The following is a 23,595-nucleotide window of genomic DNA, read 5'->3' on the forward strand; positions in this document are numbered from 1 at the left end:
CTCCTCCCTTCAAAGGCGCGGCTGCCCGGCCGCGCCTCTTTTTTGGTCAGGGCGCCAGCACCGTGTCGACGGCTTGCGCCAGCGTCTCGGGATAGTCGAGCGTGTAGTGCAGGCCCCGGCTTTCCTTGCGATGGAGCGCCGAGCGGACTACCAGCCGGGCGACTTCGAGCAGGTTGCGCAGTTCGATCAGGTCCGGCGTAACCCGGAAATTGCCGTAATATTCATCGACTTCCTTCGACAGTAGGTCGATGCGATGCTGGGCGCGCTCCAGCCGCTTGGTGGTGCGGACGATGCCGACATAGTCCCACATGAAGCGGCGGATTTCCTTCCAGTTGTGCTGGACGATGACCTCTTCGTCGCCATTGGTGACGCGGCTTTCGTCCCATGGCCGGATTGGCGGCGGGGCGGGCAGTTCGTTCCAATGGGCGCGGATATGCTTGGCCGCCGCCTCGCCGAAGACGAAACATTCGAGCAGCGAGTTGGAGGCGAGGCGATTGGCGCCGTGCAGGCCGCTTTCGGTCACTTCGCCCGCGGCATAGAGGCCGGGCAGGTCGGTGCGGCCGTCCAGGTCGATGATGACGCCGCCGCAGGTATAATGCTGCGCCGGGACGACCGGGATCGGCTCCTTGGTGATGTCGATGTCGAGGTCCAGCAGCCGGGCATAGATGGTCGGGAAATGCTGCTTCACGAATTCGGGCGGCTTGTGGCTGATGTCGAGATGGACATAGTCGAGGCCAAGCCGCTTGATCTCATGGTCGATGGCGCGGGCGACCACGTCGCGCGGCGCCAGTTCGGCGCGGGCGTCGAAACGCGGCATGAAACGCTCGCCGCCGCCCGGCACGCCGGGCGGGAGTTTCAGATGCCCGCCTTCGCCGCGCACGGCTTCTGTAATCAGGAAATTCTTGACCTCCAGATTATAGAGGCAGGTGGGGTGGAACTGGTTCATCTCCATGTTCGACACGCGGCAGCCCGCGCGCCAGGCCATGGCGATGCCGTCACCGGTCGCGCCACGCGGCGCGGTGGAGAAGAGATAGGTGCGGCCCGCGCCGCCGGTGCACAGGATGGTCGCGCGGCCGAGGATCGCGTCGACATGGCCGGTCTGCTTGTTGAAGGCATAGACGCCCCAGACATGGCCATCGCCCGAATAGCGCTCGCCATGGCGCGAGGTGATGAGATCGACCGCGACCATATCCTCCATCAGGGTGATGTTGGGATTGGCGCGCGCGGCCTTGAGTAATGCGACCTGCACGGCGTGGCCGGTGGCGTCGTCGACATGGACGATGCGGCGATGGCTGTGGCCGCCCTCGCGGGTCAGGTGCCAGCGTTCGCCGAACTCGTCGCCATCCCCTTCTTCGTTGGGATTGAAGGGCACGCCCAGTGCCGCCAGCCGCTCGATCGCGGCGGGGGCTTCGGAGACGACAAACTCGACCGTGTCCTGATCGTTGAGGCCGGCGCCCGCGACCATCGTGTCATGGACATGGGCCGCAAAACTGTCACCCGCGTCGAGTACCGCGGCGATGCCGCCCTGCGCCCAGTTGGTCGATCCGCCATCCAGCGCGCCCTTGGCCAGCACCACCACCTTGCGGTCCTGCGCGAGGTTGATGGCGGCTGTCAGCCCGGCCGCGCCGGAACCGATGATGACGACGTCATGGGTGATGGTGGGCATATATATTCACTCTCCGGGCTTTTGCCCTATCCCGTTCGGTTCGAGCTTGTCGAGAACCCTGCGCACTGGTTCTCGACAGGCTCGAACCGAACGGGGTTTCTTCAGGCAGCCGCCGTCAGGTTGAGGAAGACATCCTCCAGGTCGGGGTCGCGGGTTACCACGTCGACGATGGCGAGGCCGCCGGCCTGCACTGCGCTCAGCACCTGGCCCGCATTGGCGCGGTTCTTCATATAGGTGATGGTGAGGGTGCGTTCGTCGGTCAGCTCGACCTTCTCGAAGCTGGGGTCGCTGGGCGGGGCGGTGATGTCGCGGTCGACCGTCACCTGCACCACCTTTTCCTGCGCCATCGCGATCAGTTCGCGGGTCGGCTTGTCGGTGATGACCCGACCATGGTTGATGATGCCGATGCGGTCGCACAGCTCCTCGGCCTCTTCGAGATAATGGGTGGTGAGGACGATCGTCACCCCCATGGCATTGAGTTCCTTCACATAGGCCCAGAGCTGCTGGCGCAGCTGCACGTCGACGCCGGCGGTGGGTTCGTCCAGCACCAGGATCGGCGGCGAATGGACCATCGCCTTGGCCACCAGCAGCCGGCGCTTCATGCCCCCGGAGAGCGTGCGGGCATAGGCATTGGCCTTGTCCTCCAGATGGACCGCGCGCAGCAGCTCCATCGAGCGGCGCCTGTCCTTGGGCACGCCATAATAGCCGGCCTGGTTCTCCAGCGTCTCGAACGGCGTGAAGAAGGGATCGAAGACGATCTCCTGCGGCACGATGCCGATGCTGTTCTTGGCATTGCGCGGATTGGCGTCGATGTCGAAGCCCCAGATGCTGGCCGAGCCGCTGGTCTTGTTGACGAGGCCGGCGAGGATGTTGATCGTCGTCGACTTGCCCGCGCCATTGGGGCCGAGCAGGCCATAGATCTGGCCACGCGGGATGGTGAGGTTGATCCCGTCGAGCGCGCGCTTGCCGCCCTTATAGACCTTGGTCAGGTCGCGGATCTCGATGGCGGCTTGCGCAGGCTGGTCGGTCATGGCTGATCTCTATGGGGATCGAAGCGGGGGAAGGGAAGGGGCTGAAACGACGCGACAGTTGAAAGTTCACACCGTTCTGCGTCGCGATTTCCGGGCGATTTCGGCGGAAACGCGCCTGTAACGCGACACGGAAGCGACAATGGGGTCATAGCGAGGCGACCCTGACGCGACAGTGACGCGACAGCCAGGCGACAGGGACGCGACATTTATCGGCCGATCGGTCCCTTGTGCGGGCGGATCGGCGCGAGCGGATCGGCCCGGCGGGCGGCATGGAGCGCCAGCGCGTTGGCCCAGCTTCGGTCGAAGCCGGTGCCGGCCAGCCGATCGCGCAAGCGGTGCGCGCTGGAGCGGGACATGCCGACCAGTTGCGCGGCATGGCTGATATTGCCGGTTTCGAGCAGCGCGGCGAGGAAGCGGCGCTGGCGATCGGGCGTCCATTGGCGGCGGGCGCGCCGGGGTGCGGGGATGGGCGGATTGGGGAGGGGCTGGTCCATCCATCAGGATAGATCAGGAAAAACGCGTGTAGGAAAGACGGGAGGTTCGCCTGTCCATGACGGTCCAGGCGAGGCCCGGCTGGCCTATTTGAACGAGGCCAGACATTCCACTTCGAGCGGGGCGCCGAGCGCCAGGCCGTCGGCACCGAAGGCGCTGCGGGTGGGCAGGCGCTTGCCCTCGAAATAGCTGACATAGGTGGTGTTGAAACGCGGCCAGTCGGCCATGTCGTCCAGCATCACCGTGCATTTGACGACATGGCCGAAGTCGAGGCCATTGTCCTTGAGGATCTTGCCGATCGAATCCATCGCATTCTTCACTGCCGCGTCGAACCCTTCCTTGTGCGGGTCCATGCCGTCGGGCACCTGGCCGATCTGGCCCGACATGTAGAGCATGTCGCCGACCCGGATCGCGGGCGAGAAGGGCAGCTTGGCGGGCAGCGGCTTCTGCGCGGCGGCGGGGGCGGCGATCATGAGGCTGGCGAGAAGGGCGGGGGCGAGCAGCTTTTTCATCATAGGGCTCCGAAAAGGATCAGACGCGGGGCAGGGCGGCGATCAGCCGTTCGACATCCCTGTCATCGTTGAACACCGATGGCGAGATGCGGAAATAATTGTCGTGGACGGACAGGCGGACCTGTGCCCGCGCCAGCGGATCGGTGAGCAGGCCCTTCGCATTGGGCAGGACGCCGCTCAGCAGCGGGCTGGTCGTGCCTGGCGGGGTGATGAGGCGATAGCCCTTGCGCGGCAGCTCGTCGCGCAGCTGGCCGATCAGTCGCTGGGCATGGGCCTGGATCGCCGGGACGGTGAGCGCCGAGATGTAGCTGATCGAATGATCGAGCATGGCGCTGATCGCCTGGGCATAGGTGCCGGTGCCGAAATGGCCGAGCGCGCCGGGGCGGGCGACATAGCTGGTCGGTGCATCGCCGTGCGGATCGAGCGGGAAGATATGGGTTTGCGGCGGGGACAGGCCGATGCCCGGCGGCGCATCGGGCGCGGCAAAGCCATAATAGCCATATTCGGTGCGGGGCAGCTGGTCCGCGACACCGCGCCGGACATAGAGGAAGCCCAGGCCGAAATCGCCCATCAGCCATTTATAGGTGGCGCAGGCGGCGAAATCGACGCCGCTGTCATGCAGGTCGATCGGCACTGCGCCGGCGGCATGGATGATGTCGGCATAGACCAGCGCGCCGACCTTGTGCGCCATCGCGCTGATCGCCTTCAGGTCATGCTGGAAGCCATTATAGGTGGAGACGGCCGAGACGCTGACCAGCTTCGTCCCCGGCGTGATGGCGCGGGCCATGTCCTCGGGAGCGATGCGGCCCTCGCGCGCCTGCACCCAGGCGACATCGACGCCCTGTTTCGCCATTTCCTGATACATCGGGAAGGCGGCGTAGAAATGGAGCGTGTCGGTGACGACGCGGCCGCCAGCATGCGGGAAGCCCAGTGCGCGCAGCACCGCCTGTTCGCCCATGGTGGTGGACTGCACCCAGGTGATCTCGTCCGCATCGGCGCCCATCAGCGTGGCGAATTTCGCGATCAGCGCGGCACGATCGACCGGCTTGCGCGCGGCGGCGACGGGATCGAGCGTGCGGCCGGCGAGATAGGCGTCGGCGGCGGCTTTGGCGCCCAGGCTCACCGGATGGGTGGAGGCGCTGTCGAGATAGGCGACCGGGGTGGCGGCGAAACTGGCCTTGTCGGGGAGCGATGGCGGTGCGGCGACGGCGCGGGCGGCCTGTGCCGCCAGCGGCACGGCGAGCGCTGCCCCCAACGCCTGGCGCCGGCTGAGGCTCATGCCATGATCCGGGCGAGCGCGATCTTGAACGCCTGCATCTCGGCCGGCGTGCCGAAGGAGACGCGGACCCAATCGTCCATATGCTTGCGCGGGCCGCCGATGAAGATCTTCTCTTTGGCGAGGGCGGCGGTGACATCGGCGCCGGGGCGATCGACATGGATCATCGCGAAGCTGGTCTGCGAGGGAAGATATTTGAGGCCGCGCGCGTCGAGCCAGGCGAAGAGATCGTCGCGCACCGCCTTGTTATAGGCCTTGCGCTGGGGGAGCAGCATCGGGTCGAGCAGGCTCGCCTCGGCCGCGACCACGGCGGGCATCGGCGTGATGTTGACGCCATAGTCGGCCATGCCGTCGAGCAGATCCTTGCGCCCGGCGATCAGGCCGCAGCGCAGGCCGGCCAGGCCGTAGATTTTCGAGAAGGTGCGGGTGACGAGGATGTCCGCGCCCTTGGCCACCAGGTCGAGGCAGCTCTGCGCGTCGCTATAATGGATATAGGCCTCGTCAACCAGCAGCACGGAACCGACCGGCTTGTTGGCGAGCAGCCATTCGATGTCGGCGCGCGGGATCGGCAGGCCGGTCGGATTGTTGGGATTGCAGAGATAATAGACGCCTGCGTCCGGCGCGGCGGCCAGCAGCTTGCGCAGGTCGGCAGTGAAGTCGCCGGCCAGCGGCAGAGCGACGGCGCGGGTGACCGGCTGGTTGCCCTTGCCCAGGAACCCCTGATCGAAGGTGGGTTCGAAATAGGCGATCGGGCGGGTCTTGGACGAGTAGGTCAGCGCGACCGAGCGCAATGGCATGAAGGAGCCGGGATGGACCTGAACCTGGTCGGGCGACAGGCCGTTCTGGCGGGCGAACAGGCTTTCCAGCTTCGAGGCGAAGGCCATGCCATAGCGGCCGGCGAGCGGATCGAGCCCGGACAGCGCCTGCAGCGCGGCGGGTGCGGGGCCGAGCGGATTTTCGTTGCTGTTGATGAAGATGCCGTCGGTCAGCGTGGCGACCATGGCCTTGGGATCATCGCTCATCGCCACCTTGCGGTCGCGCTGGGCGAGGGCGGGCGCCGCACCGGCTATTGCCGCCGCGCCCATGGCACCGCGCATCAGCATGCGGCGGCTGAGAGTGTCCGGACGGTCGGTCATGGTTTTCGCTTCCCCCTGATGGGGATCGAGGCATCGATCCACATCCCTATCATTGTTGCCGCGTCCTGCGAGCCGCCGGTCATGTCGACCGGCTTCAGACTGCTAACAAAGCAAAAGGGCCGGTCTCCTGGGAGACCGGCCCTTCAGTTCTAGCCTATCAGAACTTGAAGTCGATACGCGCGTAGTAATAGCCGCCCGAGGTGCCGTAGGGGCCAAAGCCATAGGGGCTGTTATAGGTGGTCGACCCGTTGATATAGGGCGACGTGCCCGCCGGGATGGTCACGCCCGTCAGCAGGGCCGGGGTTTCCGGGACCTTGTCGAACAGGTTGTTCGCGCCGAGCGAGAAGGTCATGGCGTCGTTGAACGCATAGCTGACTTCCAGATCGGTGATGCCGGTCGGCTTGACCTTCGCTTCATAGATGGTCGGCAGGCCGGCGGCGATCAGCGAAGCGCTCGACACGCCCGGCTGCACCAGCACGCTGGTCTTGCCATAGAAGGTCTCGCGCAGGTTGACCGTGAAGGCACCGCTCTTGAACAGGGCGCCCAGCACGACCTTGTAGTCGGGCGAAGCGTCTTCGACATAGCTTTCAGAGATATTGCTGAAGACCGTCGGAATCTTGTTCTTGGTGATCTTCGTCTTGTTGTAGTTGGCCGAGACCGACAGGTTCAGGCTGCCGAAGTCCAGGGCCACCGGATAGGCGGCCGAGAAGTCGATGCCCCAGGTGCGGGTGTCGATGCCGTTGGTGAAGCTCTGCGCACCGATGTTCGGCAGCGCCGCGTCAAACACCACGCCAGCTGCCTGCAGCGCCGAGATGATTGCCGGGGCTTCCGCCGTCGCAACGCCGCCCTGGACGGCATAACGGGCCGCGGTCAGGGCGATGCGATCCTTGATCTTGATGAGATAGCCATCAAGCGTGACCGCGAGCTTGGGGATCGGACGGAAGACGAAGCCGCCCGAGAAGTTGGTCGACTTTTCCGGCTTCAGCGCGGAGAAGCCCAGCAGGGTCGCCGCAGGCGAACCGGCCGGCAGCACCGCAACGGCGCTGGTCGGGCCGACGGCCACGGTCGAATAATGCTGTTCGGCCAGCGTCGGCGCACGGAAGCCGGTGCTGACGGTGCCACGGATGGCGACCGCATCGCTGAAGTCGAAGCGGGTGGTGGCCTTGCCGATCAGCGTGTCGCCGAAGTCCGAATAATCTTCGTAACGGCCGGCAAGGTCGACGGTCCATTTTTCGACCGGGTTGACGATGACGTTGATGTAGCCGGCCTTGGCGCTGCGGTTCCAGTCGCCTGCGTCGCTTTCCTTGTAGCCCGGGAAGGACTGAACGCCGGTCTTGTAGGTGGAATAATAGTCGCCCGCGACGATGGTGTAGGTGTCGCGGCGATATTCGCCACCGAAGGCGAAGGTCAGCGGATCGGCCAGGCCAAGATCGAATTCCTTGCGGATGTCGGCCGTGACCGTGGTCTGGCTCAGGCGGAAGCCGCCGTCATAGGCCGAGTCCGGCGTGTTGGGCAGGACGCCCGAACCGTTCAGATACTGGGCATAGGTTTCCTGCCAGACTTCGCGATGGGCCGAATTCTCGGTCCAGATCTCGTTCTTGTCATGGCCATAGGTGGTCGACAGATCATAGTTCCAGCCGCCGCCAAATTCGCCCTTGGCGCCGACGGTGAAGCTATATTCGTCCTCGGTCACATGCTGCAGCGGGACCATGCCGACGACGCCGGTGTTGCCATAGCAGATGCTGGGATCATAAGCCGCCGTGGTGACGCTGCCGCCCAGATTGCCGCTTTCGTAGCAGACGCGCTTGGGGTGGCGATAACCCTGCTTGGCATAGCCGATGCGGCGGGCATAGTTACCGAAGCTGTAGAGCTCGACGCCGCCGAAATCATAGCCCATATTGTAGAAGAATTCGGTCAGATAGGTCTTGGGCTGGCCGCCGTTGATGCCCGCCAGCGCGTCGCCGGTCAGGTTCGACCATTGCGCGGGAGCGTTGGGCTGCAGCGAACCGTCGAGCTGCGTCACCTGAACCTGGCCGGTGCCGGTGGTGGTATAGTCCTGGCGACGGTGGAAGCCGCTGAGGTTGAAATAACCATCCTCGCCCAGCTTGAAGCCGACATTGCCCGAGACCGAGAAGGTTTCGCCTTCGCTGTCGTAATTCTGGCCGCCGGTGATCTTGAAGCTGCCGCCTTCGGTATCGTCCTTCAGGATCAGGTTGATGACGCCCGCGATCGCATCGGTACCGTAAACGGCGGCGGCGCCTTCCTGCAGGATTTCGATGCGTTCGACGGCATCAGGCGGAATGAGGTCGAGGCTGGGCGCGGCGGAACCGCCGAACGGGCCGGTGGCGACCTGAAGAATGGCCGAGCCGTGGCGACGCTTGCCATTGACCAGCAGCAGCGTGTGGTTGGGGCTCAGGCCGCGCAGACGAGCCGACAGCGAGAAGCTCGACATGTCGGTGCCCTGGGTCTGGGCGGTGAAGCTGGGAACGATCTGGGTCAGCGCCTGGTTGAGGTTCGGCTGGCCGACATGGGCGATGGCTTCTTCGCTGAGCACCTGAACGGGTGCGGCAGCTTCGGCGGCCGACATGCCGACGGCACGGGTGCCGGTAACGATGATGGCTGCACCTTCATCGGCCTGCGGTTCCTGCGGTGCTTCCTGCGCCATGGCGCAGGCCGACCAGGATGTCGCAATCACGAGAGAAAGCTTGAGCGCGGAAAGTCTCTTCATTCTATGCCCCCTGATATTGTCATTATCTTGACACTCGGAGGGACGAACGATCTGCGGACTATCCTCTATTGCGCCGCACAAAATTTAAGTAAAAGTGACATATTTCACGCATATCTCAGCGACTGAACTCTGCAGCATATTTTTTGTTGCATCAATGTCGCAATGTTCAATTTTGCATTTCTCATGTGAATTTTGCAATCAATTGGCATGGCGGGTTTTTGGTTATGGTTCGTTGTTGATTTAATTGTGCCTTATCCGCCTTTTGCGACGGCGATGAGCTTGTGGGCTTCTGCGCCGGTCCAGTCCATGGCTCCGACCACGCGCGCAACCTCCTTGCCCTTGGCATCATAGAGGACGGTGGTCGGCAGGACGCCGGTGGCATAGCCCAGGCCGAGCTTGTTCTCCGGATCGGTCCAGCCCTTGAGGTGAGGCAGCCTGTGCTTGGCGAAGAAAGGCTTGATCGCGGCCTGGCCCTGCACGTCCTGCGAAATCGTCAAAACGACCAGGCTCCTGTCACCTTCTCTGTCACTTTGTGCGGCGAGGGCGTCGAGCGTCGGCATCTCCGCGACGCAGGGCGCGCACCAGGTCGCCCAGAGATTGACCAGCAGCGGGCGGCCGGCAAAGTCCTGTAGGGTCGCCGTGCCACCCTGCGGATTTTCGAACGCGAAGGTCGGCGCAGGTGTACCCGCCTTGCTGCGGTCGATCGTGTAGTTGAAATCGCCCTTGGCGCCGCCGCCGGCAGCGGGCTGCACTTCGTCGCCCGTCACCTTGCCGCTGGCGCTCGCATTGGCTTGCCCCGCGGGCGGGGATTGCCTATCGCATGCCGCCAGCCCAGCCAGCAGGAGCAGTGTCATTACCGAGCGCAAGGACGATATCATGGAAGCAGGCTCCAACAGCATGTGGGGTGGCCGGTTCGCGGCCGGCCCGGCATCGATCATGCGTGAGATAAATGCCTCCATCCCCTTCGACAAGCGCTTGTGGAAACAGGATATCGCCGGGTCCAAGGCGCATGTCGCAATGCTGGCCAAGCAGGGCATCGTCGATGGCGAGGATGCGCAGGCGATCACCGAGGGGCTGAACCGGATCGCGGCGGAATATGAAGCCAATGGCGTTCCGGTCAATCTGGACCTGGAAGATATCCACATGGTCACGGAGTCGCGGCTGGCCGAACTGATCGGCCCGGCGGCCGGCCGCCTGCACACCGCGCGCAGCCGCAACGACCAGGTGGCGACCGATTTCCGCCTGTGGGTCCGCGACGCCATGGATGAGGTGATGGCGGGCCTGGCCGGGTTGCAGCAGGCGCTGCTCGCCCGCGCCGAGGAACATGTCGATGCGGTGATGCCGGGCTTCACCCATCTCCAGTCGGCGCAGCCGGTGACGCTGGGCCATCATCTGATGGCCTATTATGAAATGGTGCGCCGCGACCGCAGCCGCTTTGCCGATGCGCGCGTGCGGCTGGACGAATGCCCGCTGGGCGCCGCCGCGCTGGCCGGCACCGGCTTCCCGATCGATCGCCATGCCACGGCGGCGGCGCTGGGCTTTGCCAAGCCGACCGACAACAGCCTGGACAGCGTGTCCGACCGCGACTTCGCGCTCGACTATCTGATGGCCGCGACCCAGGCGTCGCTGCATCTGTCGCGCCTGGCCGAAGAGTTCATCATCTGGGCGAGCCAGCCCTTCGGCTTCGTCAAGCTGCCCGACGCCTATTCGACCGGCAGCTCGATCATGCCGCAGAAGCGCAATCCCGACGCGGCCGAACTGGTGCGCGGCCATGCCGGCCGCATCATGGGCTGCATGAATGCGCTGTGCGTGACGATGAAGGGCCTGCCGCTCGCCTATTCCAAGGACATGCAGGACGACAAGCCGCCGGTGTTCGAGGCGCATGACCTGCTGGGCCTGTCGATCGCGGCGATGACCGGGATGATCGAGACGGTGACGTTCCGCACCGACCGGATGCGCGGGCTGGCCGAGAGCGGTTTCGCGACCGCGACGGACCTGGCCGACTGGCTGGTGCGCGAGGGCGACATTCCCTTCCGCGAGGCGCATCATATCACCGGTCGTGCGGTGGCGGCGGCGGAGGAAGCCGGCGTGCAGTTGGCTGACCTGCCGCTCGAAACGCTCAAGGCCATCGACGCGCGTATCGACGATCGCATCTATGCGGTATTGACGGTCGATGCGTCGGTCGCCAGCCGCAAGAGCCATGGCGGTACGGCGCCCGATCAGGTGCGCGCCCGGATTGCCGCGGCGCGCGCGACGCAGGAGTGAGGCAGATGGCACGGCATATCCGCAATGGGCTGATGATCGGGGCAATGGCGCTGGCGCTGGCCTCCTGTGGTGGCCGTGAATCGCTCAAACCCGTGGCGGGCCAGAAATTGCCTGCCGTGCCGGTGGGGGCGGCGACTGCGCCGACCGCCGCCGACATGATGGATCCGGGCACCCAGGCCCGCCCGGAGCGCAACGTCGAACTGCTGACCCAGTCGCGCCAGCGCGGCAATGACGAGTTCGACCTGCCACCGGAAAGCCGGCCGCAACAATAGTCCCTATTCCCGCAAGGATCAGACCTTGGACCATTTCGATTATGTAGACGGCACCATGCATGTGGAGCAGGTGCCGATGACGGAAATTGCGCAGCAGGTCGGCACCCCGGTCTATGTCTATTCGACCGCGACGCTGGAACGCCATGTCGGCGTGTTCCGCGAAGGGCTGTCCCAGCTCGACAATCCGCTGATCGCCTTTGCCGTGAAGGCCAATCCCAATGCCGCCGTGCTGGCGACGCTGGCGAAGCTGGGGCTGGGTGCGGACGTGGTGTCGGGCGGCGAATTGCAGCGCGCCGTGGCGGCAGGCATTCCGGCCAACCGCATTGTCTTTTCCGGCGTCGGCAAGACCGCCGAGGAAATGAAGCTGGCGCTGGAGCTGGGCATTTTCCAGTTCAACCTGGAGAGCGAACCGGAAGCGGAAATGCTGTCGGAGGTGGCGCTGTCGATGGGGAAGAAGGCGCCGGTCGCCTATCGCATCAACCCCGATGTCGACGCCGGTACCCATGCCAAGATTTCGACCGGCAAGTCGGAAAACAAGTTCGGCATCCCCTATGACCGGGCGCTGGAAAGCTATGCCGCCGCGCGCGACCTGCCGGGCCTCGATGTCCAGGGCGTCGCCGTGCATATCGGCAGCCAGCTGACCGACCTGGCGCCGCTAGAGGCGGCCTTCGTCAAGGTCGGCGCGCTGATCAAGCAGCTGCGCGCGGCGGGCCATGACATCCGCACCGCCGATCTGGGCGGTGGCCTGGGCGTGCCCTACGACCCGTCGCAGCCGCTGCCGCCGAGTCCGGCCGACTATGGCGCGATGGTCACGCGAGTGACGCAGGGCTGGGATGCGCGGCTGATGTTCGAGCCGGGCCGGGTGATCGTGGGCAATGCCGGCGTGCTGCTGTCGAAGGTGATCCGTGTCAAACAGGGCGCGCAGGCGCCGTTCGTGATCGTCGACGCGGCTATGAACGACCTGATGCGGCCCAGCCTCTATGACGCATGGCACGATATCCGCGCGGTGGCGCCGGACGGCAACCGGATCGCGTCGAACGTGGTCGGACCGGTGTGCGAGACCGGCGATACCTTCGCCATGGGCCGCGACATGGATGTGGTGGCGGCCGGCGACCTGCTGACCTTTATGACCGCGGGCGCCTATGGCGCGACCATGGCGGGCACCTATAACAGCCGATCGCTGACCCCCGAAGTGCTGGTGTCGGGCGACAAATGGGCCGTGGTCCGCGCGCGTCCGCCGATCGAGGCGCTGATCGCGGGCGACCATATCCCCGATTGGGTGGCTGGCTGATGCACAGCCTGCCCGTCTTTCTGCGGCTGGAGGGGCGGGCGGTCATCCTGACCGGACAGGGCGAGGCGGCCGATGCCAAGCGCCGGCTGCTGGAGCGCGCCGGCGCGCGCATCGTCGGCGAGGATGATGCGGATGCACGGGTCGCAATCGTGTCGGATGGCGACGCGGCGGTCGTGGCGCGACTGCGCGCGCGCGGCGTGCTGGTCAATGCGACCGACAAGCCGGACCTGTGCGATTTCACCCTGCCGGCGATCGTCGATCGCGATCCGGTGCTGATCGCGATCGGCACGGGTGGGGCGTCGGCGGGACTGGCGGCGGCGCTGCGGCAGCGGATCGAGGCCTTGTTGCCGAGCGGGCTGGGCGATCTGGCGCGGGCGCTGTTCGCGGCGCGGGGGCGGTTGCGCGACCTGTGGCCCGATGCGGGCGCGCGGCGGCAGGCAATCGGCAAGGCGCTGGCGCCGGGCGGGGCGATTGATCCGCTAGGGTTTGATCCGGATGTCGATGTGTGGCTGGCGGAGGGCCTGGAGGCGGACAATAGCGCGCTATATCTTGTCCGGCTGTCGTCGGCCGATCCCGATGATCTGAGCGTGCGCGATGCGCGGATGCTGGCGCTGGCCGACCGGGTCTATCATGATGGGTCGGTGGCGCCGGCGATATTGGACCGGGCGCGGGCGGATGCCGAGCGGATCGCGGCGAATGGTCCGCCCGAACGGCTTGGCGCTGGCCTCAGTCTATGGGTCAGTTCTGCCGCGCGCTGAGGCGGGCGACTTCATCTTGCAAGGCCTGGATCGAGGAGACGAGGCGGGCGCGGTCGAGCTGCATTTCCTGCAGGGCGTCACGGGTTTCGCCCAGTTCCACGGCGCGGCGGGCGATGCGGGCGTCGAGCTCGGCATTGTGCCGGCTGAGCATGCCGAGCCGTTCGGCGCGGGCGCACAGATGGCGCAGCCGCGCATCGAGCAGGTCGAAATCGAATGGCTTGACGATATGGTCGTCGGCGCCGGCCTCCAGCACTTCGACGGCGGACTGGCTGTCGATGCGACCGGTCAGCATGACGATGCAGGCATGGGGGGCGAGCGCGGTGGCGCGAATGCGCTTCATCGTCGCCACGGCGGGTAGCATCAGCAGGTCCATGTCGATCAGGATCAGGTCGACCGGACGCGTGACCAGCAGGTTGAGAGCGATGAAGCCGTTTTCGGCCAGCACCACGTCATAGTTAAGCCGCGACAGGCGGCGAGCGATGACGGCGCGGGCGGTCGCATTCTCGTCGATCAGCAGCACGCGCAGCCGGCGCGAGGCTGTGGCCCCGCTTTCCGGCTGCTGCGCGACGATCTGATGAAGGGGCTTGCGCTTGAAAAACGGCATTGGATAGCAACTCCTGCGATCGGCAGGATAGAAGCTGGCGGCAAAGAAATGGTTAACGCGCCATGCCTTCTGCGCCATAGGCGCGCAGGAAGATGTCGACGGCGAAGGCGGCGTCGCTTTCCATCTGTTGCGGCGTGACCCGTTCGATCTGGCTGAGTAGCAGCAATTCATGGCAGCCCGATGTCGTCAGGCGCATCAGCACGCGGGCGGCCTTGTCGGGATCGTCGCGGCGCAACTGGCCGCGGTCCATCGCCCCTTCGAGGAAACGGGCGAGCAGCATGCGGGTATGGCTGGGCGCCATTTCATAGAAGATGCGGCTCATTTCCGGGAAACGGCCACCTTCCGACGCGATCAGCCGGTGCAGGGCGATCGCTTCGGGCGATGTCACCTTTTCGAGCAGGCTGAGCGCGGTGCGATGCAGCGTCGAGGCGAGGTCGCCGCCGGGGTCCAATATTTCCGAAAGCCGCGCGCGATAGGTGCTGGTCGCATTTTCGAGAACCGCGCGAAACAATTCCTCCTTGGAAGGGAAATGATTCCACAACGTGCCCTTCGACCCGCCCAATATGGCGGCGATGGCTGACATGCTGGTCGCGGCATAGCCATTTTCCAGAAAATGCCGGGCAGCCACCTCCAATATCGTCTGGCGCCGGTCGAGGCGGCGGGCCTCCCGACGACTGGGGGCTAAAGCTTTTTCTGAGCATGTCATATAAGCGTACCATAGAGTACGCTATTTATATTGACAAGGGTGGTATGGCGGGGCAAAGGCGATTTTCATACTGGATGGTACGGTTTGGATATGTCCGTGAGTCGCATCAGTTTTTCCATTCGCACCGGCGGTATTGCAGTGACAGCGCTGCTTCTGGCCGGCTGTGCTTCAATACCTGATCTGGGCGACAAGCCCGAGATTCGTGCGCCGCAGAGCGTGGAGGCGGGGCGCAGCCTGAGCGCCGACACGGTTGCCTGGCCTAGCGAGAATTGGTGGAGCGCCTATGGCGATCCGCAGCTGACATCGCTGATCGAGGAGGGGCTGCGCAATTCGCCCGACATGGCGGTGGCGCTGGCGCGCTTCCGCCAGGCGACGGCGATGGCCCAGCAATCGGGCGCGGCGCTGCTGCCCACGGTCGACGCCACGGCCAATGCCGGCGTGACCAAGCAGAGCTATAATATGGGCATGCCCAAGGATTTCGTGCCGCAGGGCTGGCTGGGCACCGGCAAGGTCGGGCTGGACTTTGGTCTGGACATCGACCTGTGGGGCAAGAACCGGGCGTCGTTGGCGGCAGCCACGTCGGAGGCCCGCGCGGCCGAGATCGACGCGCAGCAGGCACGCCTGGCGCTGACCACCGCGATCGCCGATGCCTATGCCGACCTGGCCCGCCTCTATGACGAGGCGGAAATCCAGGAGCGGACGCTGGAAATCCGCACGGCCAGCCAGAAGCTGGTCGCCGACCGCCGGCAGAATGGCCTGGAAACGCGCGGCAGCGTGCGCCAGGCCGACGCCACCGTGTCCTCGGCCAAGGCGCAACTGGCGGCCGCCCGCGTGGCGATCGAACTGCGCCAGCATCAGATCGCCGCGCTGATCGGCGCCGGGCCGGACCGTGGCCTGGCGATGACCCGGCCGCAGATCGGCCAGTTGGCGCCACTGGGCCTGCCGGCGGACGTCACCACCAATCTGGTGGCGCGTCGTCCCGACGTCGCCGCCGCGCTGGCCCGGACGCAGGCTGCTGCCAGCCGGATCAAGGTGGCGCGAGCATCCTTCTATCCGGCGGTGAGCCTGAGCGCCCTGATCGGCGTCCAGTCGCTGGGGTATGAAACGCTGTTCACCGGCACCGGTGCTTCGGGCGGGTCGACGTCCTTTGCGGACAATCTGTTCAAGAAGGATTCGCTGTTCGGCAGCGCCGGCCCGGCGATCAGCCTGCCGATCTTCCATGGCGGGCAGTTGCGCGGCCAGTATCGCGGCGCGCGCGCGACCTATGACGAGGCGGTCGCCAGCTATGACAAGACGGTGCTGGGCGCCTATCAGGACGTCGCCGACGCCGTGACCAGCCGCCGGACGCTGGACCAGCGGCTGACCGACGCCAAGGCGGCGCTGGCCGCGTCGCAGGATGCCTATGGCGTCGCCCAGCAACGCTACAAGGGCGGGCTTTCCACCTATCTCGACGTGCTGAACGTCGAAGACCAGCTGCTCGCGGCGCGTCAGTCCGTCGCGCAGCTGGAAGCGAGCGCCTTCTCTCTCGATATTGCCCTCATTCGCGCGCTCGGCGGCGGCTTTGCCGCGAGCGACGCTCAGTCCAAGGATCGACCCAATGGCTGATGCCGCCACCGAAACTTCCCCCGAACTGGCCGAGCAGCGCGGCAATGCCCGCAAGACCTGGCTGACCCGTCTGGCGATCGCCGTGCTGGTGGTCGGTGTCCTGTGGGCGGCCTGGTATTTCCTGATCGGCCGCAACCATGTCAGCACCGACAATGCCTATGTGAATGCGGAGGTCGCCCAGGTGACCCCCTTGCTGTCGGCGCAGGCGATCGAGGTCAACGTCACCGACACCCAGACTGTGAAGCGTGGCGACATCCTGGTGAAGCTGGACCCGACCGATGCGCAGATCGCGCTGCAGCAGGCCGAGGCCGATCTGGCCGATGCCCGTCGCCGCTTCCGCCAGACCAGCGCGACCAGCGGTTCGCTGTCGGCGCAGGTCGAGGCGCGTGGCGCTGACATCGTCCAGGCCCGTGCCCAGCTGGCGACCGCGCAGGCCGATTTCGACAAGGCCCGCATCGACCTGCAGCGTCGCGAGGCGCTGGTCGCGGGCGGCGCGGTTTCGGGTGACGAAGTCACCGCGGCGCGCAAATCCTATGCCGCTGCCAAGGCGGCGCTGGATCTGGCCCGTGCCGGTGTCGAGACCGCGCAGGCGACCCGCAATGCCGCGACCGGCCAGCTGGCCGCCAACGACGCGCTGATCCGCGGTTCGACCGAGGAAAGTGATCCCGCGGTGATGGTTGCCAAGGCGAAGCTGGAAGACGCCAAGCTGGACCTGGAACGCACGATCATCCGTGCGCCGATCGACGGCGTGGTGACCAAGCGTGCGGTCCAGATCGGCCAGCGCGTGGCGCAGGGCAGCCCGATCATGAGCATCGTCCCGCTGTCGCAGGTCTATGTCGACGCCAATTTCAAGGAACGCCAGCTGCGCCATGTGAAGGTGGGCATGCCCGCCACGGTGGTGGCCGACATCTATGGCGGCGACGTCGTCTATCATGGCAAGGTCGTGGGCTTCTCCGGCGGCACCGGTTCGTCGCTGTCGCTGATCCCGGCGCAGAACGCGACTGGCAACTGGATCAAGGTGGTCCAGCGCCTGCCGGTGCGCATCGCGCTCGACCCCAAGGAACTGGCAGAGCATCCGCTGCGCGTGGGCTTGTCCACCGAAGTCGAGATCGATCTGGCCGGCAAGTAAGGGAGCGAGCGCGTGAGCGGTCCCGAAACCTTCAATCTGCTCTCGCCGCGCACCCGCACGCTTGCCGGGCTGGTGCTGGCGCTGAGCAACTTCATGGTCGTGCTCGACCTGACCATCGCCAATGTCTCGGTGCCGCATATCGCTGGCAATCTGGGCATCTCCGGCGACCAGGGCACCTGGATCATCACATCCTATGCGGTGGCGGAGGCGATCTGCGTGCCGCTGACCGGCTGGCTGGCGCTGCGTTTCGGCGTGGTGCGGACCTTCATCTGGGCGATGATCGGCTTCGGCTTCTTCTCGATGATGTGCGGCCTGTCGACCACGCTGGGCATGATCGTGGCCGCGCGCCTGGGCCAGGGCATCTGCGGCGGGCCGATCATGCCGATGTCGCAGACGTTGTTGCTGCGCATATTCCCGCCGGAAATGCGGCCGCGTGCCATGGGCCTGTGGGCGATGACGACGCTGCTGGGGCCGGCCATGGGGCCGATCGTCGGCGGCTATATCAGCGACAATTGGAGCTGGCACTGGATCTTCTTCATCAACCTGCCGATCGCGGCGCTGTGCGTGTTCGCGGCGATGGCGATGCTGCGGCCGGTGGAGACCGATACGGCGCACCAGCCGATCGACAAGATCGGCCTGTGCCTGCTGATCTTCTGGATCGGCTGCCTGCAGGTGATGCTGGACATCGGTCGCGACCATGACTGGTTCTCCGACCCGCTGATCCTGACGCTCGCCATCCTGGCCGGCATCGGCTTCATCGTCTTCATCATCTGGGAACTGACCGAGGAGCATCCGATCGTCGACCTGCGGGTGTTCCGGCATATCGGCTTCTCATCGGGCGTCTTCACGCTGGCTTTGGCCTTCGGCGCCTATTTCTCCAGCATCGTGGTCATCCCGCAATGGCTGCAGATGTCGATGGGCTATACCGCGACCTGGTCGGGCATCGTCACCGCCTTCACGGCGATGGCGGCGGTGATGAGCGCGCCGTTCGCGGCCCGCTTCACCGGCAAGGTCGATCCGCGCATCATGATTTCGGGCGCGGTCTTCTGGCTGGGCTGCATGACCTTGTGGCGGGCGCACTGGACCAGCGGCATCGACTTTTTCGGGCTGGCGCTGCCGCAGTTTGTGCAGGGCTTCGCCATGCCCTTCTTCATGATCCCGTTGACGACGCTGACCCTGGGGTCGGTGCCGCCGAGCGAGACCGCGTCGGCCGCCGGCCTGCAGAATTTCCTGCGGACCATGGCGATCGCGATCGCGACGTCGCTGGTGCTGACCGGGTGGAGCGACAGCCAGCGCGTGTCGCGCAACGAACTGGCCGGCGCCCTGCAGCCCGATGATGCGCAGCGCGCGCTGTCGGGCATGGGGATGACGACCGAGCAGATCCGCCAGACCATATCCAATCTGGTGGAGCAGGAGGCGATCGCCATTTCGGTCGACTATGTCTTCTTCATCTCCGCGCTGGTGCTGTTTGCGGCGGCGGTGATCGTCTGGCTGGCGCCCAAGCCCAGCGGGCCGGTGGACACGTCGGCCGCGCACTGATCGGCACTGTCGAGACCAAGAAAAAGCCTCCCGTTGCTGGTGCAGCGGGAGGCTTTTTCATTTTGGTGCGCTGATGCCTCAGAGTCTGTTTGAAAAATCGCGAAAGATCGATTTTTCGTCACCGGCTTTCTCAAACGGTCTCTCAGCGCGCGCCGGCGGTGGCGCGCTTCTGGCCGTAGAGGAAATAGACGGCGAGGCCGATCGCGTTCCAGATCAGGCAGGCATAGATGGTCTTCATCGGCAGGCTGAGGAACAGATAGGCGCAGCCTAGCACGGCACCCAGGCCCACCAGCGTCGCCGCTGGCGTGCGGAAGGGGCGCTTGAGGTCCGGCGCGCGGCGGCGCAGGATCAGCAGGCAGGCGCCGACGGCGGTGAAGGCGATCAGCGTGCCGGCATTGGCGAGCGCGGCGATCTGGTCGATCGGCAGCACGCCGGCGATGATCGCCACCAGCACGGCGGTGACGGCGGTAATGCGCGCAGGGGTGCCGCGCTTCGAGATGCGGGCGAGCGATTGCGGCAGGAAGCCGTCCCGCGCCATCACCAGGAAGATGCGGCTCTGGCCGTAGAGAAAGCCCAGCAGCACGGTGGGAAGCGCAATGACGGCGGCGATCGCGACGATCCGGGCGATCGACTCCTGGCCCATTTCACGCAGGATGAGGGCGAGCGGTTCGGGGCTGTCGGCGAAGCGGGTGAAGGGCATGGCGCCCACCGCTGCGGCGGCGACCAGCACATAGATGAGGGTGCAGACGATCAGCGAGCCGACGATACCGATGGCGAGGTCACGGTCCGGGTTCTTGGCTTCCTCCGCCGCGGTCGAGATCGCGTCGAAGCCGTAGAAGGCGAAGAAGATGATCGCGGCGGCGGCCATCACGCCGCGCTCGATGCCGTCAGGCCCCATATGCTTGGCAAAGCCGAAGGGCATGAAGGGTTCGAGATGCTGGGCGTCGAAGGCGGGCAGGGCGACCCAGACGAACAGGCTCAAGGTCGCGATCTTGATCAGCACCAGCAGCGTGTTGAGCCGGGCGCTTTCGCGCGTGCCGAACATCAGCAGGGCAGCGACGACGCCGATGATGAATATGGCTGGGATGTTGATGAGGCCGCCAAGCTCCGGCCCCTTGGTCAGTGCCTCGGGAAAGCCGAGCGGGGTGAGGAGCGGGGCGGCATAGCCCGACCAGCCGACCGCCACGGTCGAGACGACCAGCGAATATTCGAGGATCAGGCTCCAGCCCACGATCCAGGCAATGCCTTCGCCCAGTACCACATAGGAGTAGCTGTAGGCGCTGCCCGCTGCCGGCATCATGGTCGACAGTTCGGCATAAGCGAGCGCGGCGCAGGCGCAGATCGCGCCGGCAATGGCGAAGGAGATGAGGACGGCGGGGCCGGCGCGATCGGCGCCGACGCCGATCAGGGTGAGGATGCCGGTGCCGACGATCGCGCCGACGCCCAGCGCCAGCAGATGCGGCCAGGACAGGGTGCGCGCCATGCTGTGGCCGCCTCCCTGGGGCGTCATCGCCTCCATCGGCTTGCGACGTGTCCAACTCATAGAAAAGCTCCCCCTGTTATGCGGTCTGTGGCGGGTTTGCTGGCGCAAACGACGGGCGGGCGCAAGCGCCGAGCCGGAACGTGGCGACTTCTTACAATATTGGGCGTGGTTGCTGCGCTATTGTTGCCAAAGAGCGGGAGGTCGACGCAATGGCGACGGCAATCGGTGCAGTGGAACGACAGGCGCGGGAACGGCGCATCTTCACCGGCATGGCGGCGCTGGTCGCCGTCACCGTGGTTGGCGGCTTCGGCAGCTTTGCCCTGCGTGGCTATGTCGACGTGGCGACCGTGCCCTGGTGGGTGCATGTCCATGCGCTGTCGCTGCTGGCATGGACGCTGCTGTTCCTGGCGCAGGCACTGCTGGTGGCGCAGCGGCGGACCGATCTCCATCGCCAGTTGGGCTGGGTTGCGGCCGGGCTTGCCTGCTTCCTGATCCCCTGGGGTATCGCGACGTCCATCCTGGCGGTGCAGATGGGGCGGGTGCCGCCTTTCTTCCCGTCGGGCATATTCCTGGTGCTGGGGCCGCTCGACATGCTGGCCTTTGGTGCGCTGACGCTTGTGGCGATCCTGCTGCGGCAGCGGAGCGACTGGCACAAGCGGCTGATATTGTGCGGGACCATCGCGATGATGGAGCCGGCATTCGGCCGGATATTGCCGATGCCGCTGCTGGGGCCATGGGCGGGCGCCTGCGCGACGCTTATGCAGTTGCTCTATGTCGGGATCGCGATGCGCGCCGATGCCGGACTGCGCGGCGCGGTGCATCCGGCCTATCGCTGGGGGCTGGCGGTGATCGCCGGGCGATTGCTGCTGGTCGAGTTGCTGGGGCGCACGGCGATCGTCGTTGGGGCGGCGGCCGCGCTGGCTGCGGGATAGCGCACTTGCGCTTGCGGCCGCTTTGGCTTAATGGGCGCCCTGCATCCGGGACTCTGGTCCTGGAACCCTGACGACTCCAGGATATCCAAGAGGGATATCGAATGGACGCTGGCCGGCGAGTTTTCGCCCGCCGGCGATTTTGTCGTTTTGGGGTGGTGCATGGATTTTCCGGGCCTTGGCCCGAATTGAGGTGATGATGTTCGATTCGCTAAGCGATCGTCTCGGTGGGGTATTCGACAAGCTGCGTGGGCGCGGTGCGCTTACGGAGGACGATGTCCGTGCCGCGATGCGCGAAGTGCGAGTCGCACTGCTGGAAGCCGACGTGGCGCTGCCCGTCGTCCGCCAGTTCGTCGACCAGGCGACCGAAAAGGCTGTCGGCAGCGATGTGCTGCGGTCGATCACGCCCGGCCAGATGGTCGTCAAGATCGTCTCCGACACGCTGACCGAGACGCTGGGCGCCGAAACCAGCGATCTGCTGATCGACGTCACCCCGCCGGCCGTCATCATGATGGTCGGCCTGCAGGGGTCGGGCAAGACGACCTCGACCGCGAAGATCGCCAAGCGCCTGAAGGACAAGGAGCGCAAGAAGGTGCTGATGGCGTCGCTCGACGTCCAGCGCCCGGCCGCGCAGGAGCAGCTGGCCGTCCTTGGCACCCAGATCGATGTCGCGACCCTGCCGATCGTCGCCGGCCAGCAGCCGGTGGAGATCGCCAAGCGCGCGCTGCAGTCGGCTAAGCTGCAGGGCTTCGACGTGGTCATGCTCGACACCGCCGGCCGACTGCATGTCGACCAGGCGCTGATGGACGAGATGAAGGCGGTCGCCGACGTCGCCAATCCGGCGGAAATCCTGCTGGTGGTCGACTCGCTGACCGGCCAGGATGCCGTGAACGTGGCGACCAGCTTCACCGCGCAGGTGCCGCTGACCGGTGTCGTGCTGACCCGTATGGACGGCGACGCCCGTGGCGGCGCGGCGCTGTCGATGCGCGCGGTCACCGGCCGTCCGATCAAGTTTGCCGGCACCGGTGAAAAGCTGGATGCCCTTGAACCCTTCCATCCGGCCCGCGTTGCCCAGCGCATCCTGGGCATGGGCGACGTCGTCAGCCTGGTCGAGAAGGCCGCCGAGACGATCGACGCCGAGGAAGCCGACAAGCTGGCCAAGAAGATGGCCAAGGGTCAGTTCGACATGAACGACCTGCGCAGCCAGCTCAATCAGATGCGCCGCATGGGCGGTCTGGGCGCGCTGGCCGGCATGCTGCCGGGCCTCAAGAAGGCGCAGGCGGCGATGGCCAATAGCGGCGCCAACGATAAGACGCTGCTGCATCTGGACGCGATGATCGGGTCGATGACCCCCAAGGAGCGCGAGAAGCCCGCGCTGATCAACGCCAAGCGCAAGATCCGTATCGCCAAGGGCGCCGGCCGCACCGTGCAGGACGTTAACCGTCTCCTGAAAATGCATCAGGAAATGGAATCGGCGATGAAGAAGATCCGCAAGATGGGCGGCCTCAAGGGGCTGGTCAAGATGTTCACCGGCGGTGGCATGGGTGGATTGGGCGGCCTGGGTGGACCGGGCGGCGCGGATGGGCAGGGCGGTCCGCCCGACCTGTCGGGTCTGGGTGGCCTTGGTGGTCTGGGCGGCAACATGCCCAAGCTTCCGCCCGGCTTTCAGAATTTTATGAAGAAATAAGCAATTTCCGTAATTTGGTTTGATTAGAAAGGTCTAGTTCCATGGCAACCTCCATTCGTCTGTCGCGCGGCGGCTCCAAGAAGCGTCCCTATTACCGCATCGTCGTGGCCGACAGCCGCGCCCCGCGTGACGGCAAGTTCATCGAGCGCATCGGCAGCTACAACCCCGTCCTGCCCAAGGGCGACGAAAAGCGCGTCATCATCGACGTCGAGCGTGCGAAGCACTGGGTTGCCGCCGGCGCCCAGGCGACCGACCGCGTTGCCCGCTTCCTGGACGCCGCTGGCGTGAAGGAGCGCGCTGCTCGCAACAACCCGAAGAAGGCAGAGCCGGGCCAGAAGGCCAAGGACCGCGCTGAAGACCGCGCCGCCAAGGCTGCCGAGGCTGAAGAAGCTGCGCGCGAAGCCGCTGCCGCTGCCGCTGCTCCGGCCGCTGAAGAAGCCGCTCCCGCTGAGGAAGCTGCTGCCGAGCAGGCCGAGGGCTGATCCT

21 protein-coding genes are annotated in these 23,595 nt (G+C 65.7%); 10 read left to right on the top strand and 11 right to left on the bottom strand.

Annotated features, from left to right (window positions below; all coding sequences use genetic code 11):
• Window positions 1-46: 46 nt before the first annotated feature.
• The 8 genes from nadB to HH800_RS02650 form a co-directional block, all read right to left on the bottom strand.
• Window positions 47-1,666, bottom strand: a complete 1,620-nt coding sequence (gene nadB / locus HH800_RS02615) for an L-aspartate oxidase (RefSeq protein WP_097384279.1) — start codon at window positions 1,664-1,666, stop codon at window positions 47-49.
• Window positions 1,667-1,767: 101 nt separating this feature from the next.
• The gene (locus tag HH800_RS02620; protein WP_004208122.1) at window positions 1,768-2,697 is read right to left on the bottom strand and encodes an ABC transporter ATP-binding protein; all 930 of its coding nucleotides are present in this window, start codon (window positions 2,695-2,697) and stop codon (window positions 1,768-1,770) included.
• A 206-nt stretch (window positions 2,698-2,903) separates the two neighbouring features.
• Window positions 2,904-3,191, bottom strand: a complete 288-nt coding sequence (locus HH800_RS02625; RefSeq protein WP_169860108.1) for a LysR family transcriptional regulator — start codon at window positions 3,189-3,191, stop codon at window positions 2,904-2,906.
• Between the two features lie 84 nt (window positions 3,192-3,275).
• Window positions 3,276-3,701 (bottom strand): RidA family protein, encoded by a 426-nt coding sequence (locus HH800_RS02630; protein ID WP_099231394.1) that lies wholly within the window; start codon window positions 3,699-3,701, stop codon window positions 3,276-3,278.
• Between the two features lie 19 nt (window positions 3,702-3,720).
• Window positions 3,721-4,980, bottom strand: coding sequence for an aminotransferase class V-fold PLP-dependent enzyme (locus HH800_RS02635; protein WP_169860109.1), 1,260 nt, complete (start codon window positions 4,978-4,980; stop codon window positions 3,721-3,723).
• Window positions 4,977-6,113, bottom strand: a complete 1,137-nt coding sequence (locus HH800_RS02640; protein ID WP_169860110.1) for an aminotransferase class I/II-fold pyridoxal phosphate-dependent enzyme — start codon at window positions 6,111-6,113, stop codon at window positions 4,977-4,979. Before HH800_RS02640 ends, HH800_RS02635 begins: the two co-directional genes overlap by 4 nt.
• A 157-nt stretch (window positions 6,114-6,270) precedes the next feature.
• Window positions 6,271-8,841: a TonB-dependent receptor plug domain-containing protein gene (locus HH800_RS02645; protein WP_026109329.1), complete on the bottom strand. Its 2,571-nt coding sequence runs from the start codon at window positions 8,839-8,841 to the stop codon at window positions 6,271-6,273.
• Between the two features lie 251 nt (window positions 8,842-9,092).
• Window positions 9,093-9,695, bottom strand: coding sequence for a TlpA family protein disulfide reductase (locus tag HH800_RS02650; RefSeq protein WP_169860111.1), 603 nt, complete (start codon window positions 9,693-9,695; stop codon window positions 9,093-9,095).
• Between the two features lie 43 nt (window positions 9,696-9,738).
• On the opposite strand from HH800_RS02650, the gene argH reads away from it, so the two are divergent.
• Genes argH through HH800_RS02670 form a run of 4 tightly spaced genes read left to right on the top strand, consistent with a single transcriptional unit; the run spans window position 9,739 to window position 13,427 of the window.
• The gene (gene argH / locus HH800_RS02655; RefSeq protein ID WP_099231393.1) at window positions 9,739-11,106 is read left to right on the top strand and encodes an argininosuccinate lyase; all 1,368 of its coding nucleotides are present in this window, start codon (window positions 9,739-9,741) and stop codon (window positions 11,104-11,106) included.
• Between the two features lie 5 nt (window positions 11,107-11,111).
• The gene (locus HH800_RS02660) at window positions 11,112-11,378 is read left to right on the top strand and encodes a hypothetical protein (RefSeq protein ID WP_169860112.1); all 267 of its coding nucleotides are present in this window, start codon (window positions 11,112-11,114) and stop codon (window positions 11,376-11,378) included.
• A gap of 25 nt (window positions 11,379-11,403) precedes the next feature.
• Complete coding sequence (lysA, locus tag HH800_RS02665) at window positions 11,404-12,669, top strand: diaminopimelate decarboxylase (protein WP_169860113.1); 1,266 nt, start codon at window positions 11,404-11,406, stop codon at window positions 12,667-12,669.
• Complete coding sequence (locus HH800_RS02670) at window positions 12,669-13,427, top strand: siroheme synthase (protein ID WP_169860114.1); 759 nt, start codon at window positions 12,669-12,671, stop codon at window positions 13,425-13,427. Before lysA ends, HH800_RS02670 begins: the two co-directional genes overlap by 1 nt.
• On the opposite strand, the gene HH800_RS02675 is transcribed toward HH800_RS02670, so the two are convergent.
• Window positions 13,408-14,031: a response regulator transcription factor gene (locus HH800_RS02675; protein WP_037507792.1), complete on the bottom strand. Its 624-nt coding sequence runs from the start codon at window positions 14,029-14,031 to the stop codon at window positions 13,408-13,410. The two genes, HH800_RS02670 and HH800_RS02675, sit on opposite strands and share 20 nt — an antisense overlap.
• A 52-nt stretch (window positions 14,032-14,083) precedes the next feature.
• Window positions 14,084-14,737, bottom strand: a complete 654-nt coding sequence (locus HH800_RS02680) for a TetR/AcrR family transcriptional regulator (protein ID WP_169860115.1) — start codon at window positions 14,735-14,737, stop codon at window positions 14,084-14,086.
• Between the two features lie 90 nt (window positions 14,738-14,827).
• Here HH800_RS02680 and HH800_RS02685 point away from each other — a divergent pair, with 90 nt between their 5' ends.
• Genes HH800_RS02685 through HH800_RS02695 form a run of 3 tightly spaced genes read left to right on the top strand, consistent with a single transcriptional unit; the run spans window position 14,828 to window position 19,010 of the window.
• Window positions 14,828-16,342 carry an efflux transporter outer membrane subunit gene (locus HH800_RS02685; RefSeq protein WP_169860116.1) on the top strand — a complete coding sequence of 505 codons (1,515 nt, stop codon included), beginning with the start codon at window positions 14,828-14,830 and terminating at the stop codon, window positions 16,340-16,342.
• On the top strand, window positions 16,335-17,471 hold the full coding sequence (locus tag HH800_RS02690; protein WP_010336804.1) for an EmrA/EmrK family multidrug efflux transporter periplasmic adaptor subunit: 1,137 nt from the start codon (window positions 16,335-16,337) through the stop codon (window positions 17,469-17,471). Before HH800_RS02685 ends, HH800_RS02690 begins: the two co-directional genes overlap by 8 nt.
• Before the next feature lie 12 nt (window positions 17,472-17,483).
• Complete coding sequence (locus tag HH800_RS02695; RefSeq protein ID WP_004208105.1) at window positions 17,484-19,010, top strand: DHA2 family efflux MFS transporter permease subunit; 1,527 nt, start codon at window positions 17,484-17,486, stop codon at window positions 19,008-19,010.
• A 142-nt stretch (window positions 19,011-19,152) separates the two neighbouring features.
• Here HH800_RS02695 and HH800_RS02700 read toward each other — a convergent pair whose 3' ends face one another.
• Window positions 19,153-20,553, bottom strand: a complete 1,401-nt coding sequence (locus tag HH800_RS02700; protein ID WP_169860117.1) for an amino acid permease — start codon at window positions 20,551-20,553, stop codon at window positions 19,153-19,155.
• A gap of 149 nt (window positions 20,554-20,702) precedes the next feature.
• On the opposite strand from HH800_RS02700, the gene HH800_RS02705 reads away from it, so the two are divergent.
• The 3 genes from HH800_RS02705 to rpsP all read left to right on the top strand — a co-directional run bounded on the left by HH800_RS02705 (window position 20,703) and on the right by rpsP (window position 23,591).
• Window positions 20,703-21,425, top strand: coding sequence for a hypothetical protein (locus HH800_RS02705; protein WP_169860118.1), 723 nt, complete (start codon window positions 20,703-20,705; stop codon window positions 21,423-21,425).
• A 193-nt stretch (window positions 21,426-21,618) separates the two neighbouring features.
• Window positions 21,619-23,109, top strand: a complete 1,491-nt coding sequence (gene ffh, locus HH800_RS02710) for a signal recognition particle protein (RefSeq protein WP_169860119.1) — start codon at window positions 21,619-21,621, stop codon at window positions 23,107-23,109.
• A 41-nt stretch (window positions 23,110-23,150) separates the two neighbouring features.
• On the top strand, window positions 23,151-23,591 hold the full coding sequence (gene rpsP / locus HH800_RS02715; RefSeq protein ID WP_004208098.1) for a 30S ribosomal protein S16: 441 nt from the start codon (window positions 23,151-23,153) through the stop codon (window positions 23,589-23,591).
• Window positions 23,592-23,595: the final 4 nt, after the last annotated feature.

Source organism: Sphingobium yanoikuyae (assembly GCF_013001025.1).
Taxonomy (GTDB): domain Bacteria; phylum Pseudomonadota; class Alphaproteobacteria; order Sphingomonadales; family Sphingomonadaceae; genus Sphingobium; species Sphingobium yanoikuyae_A.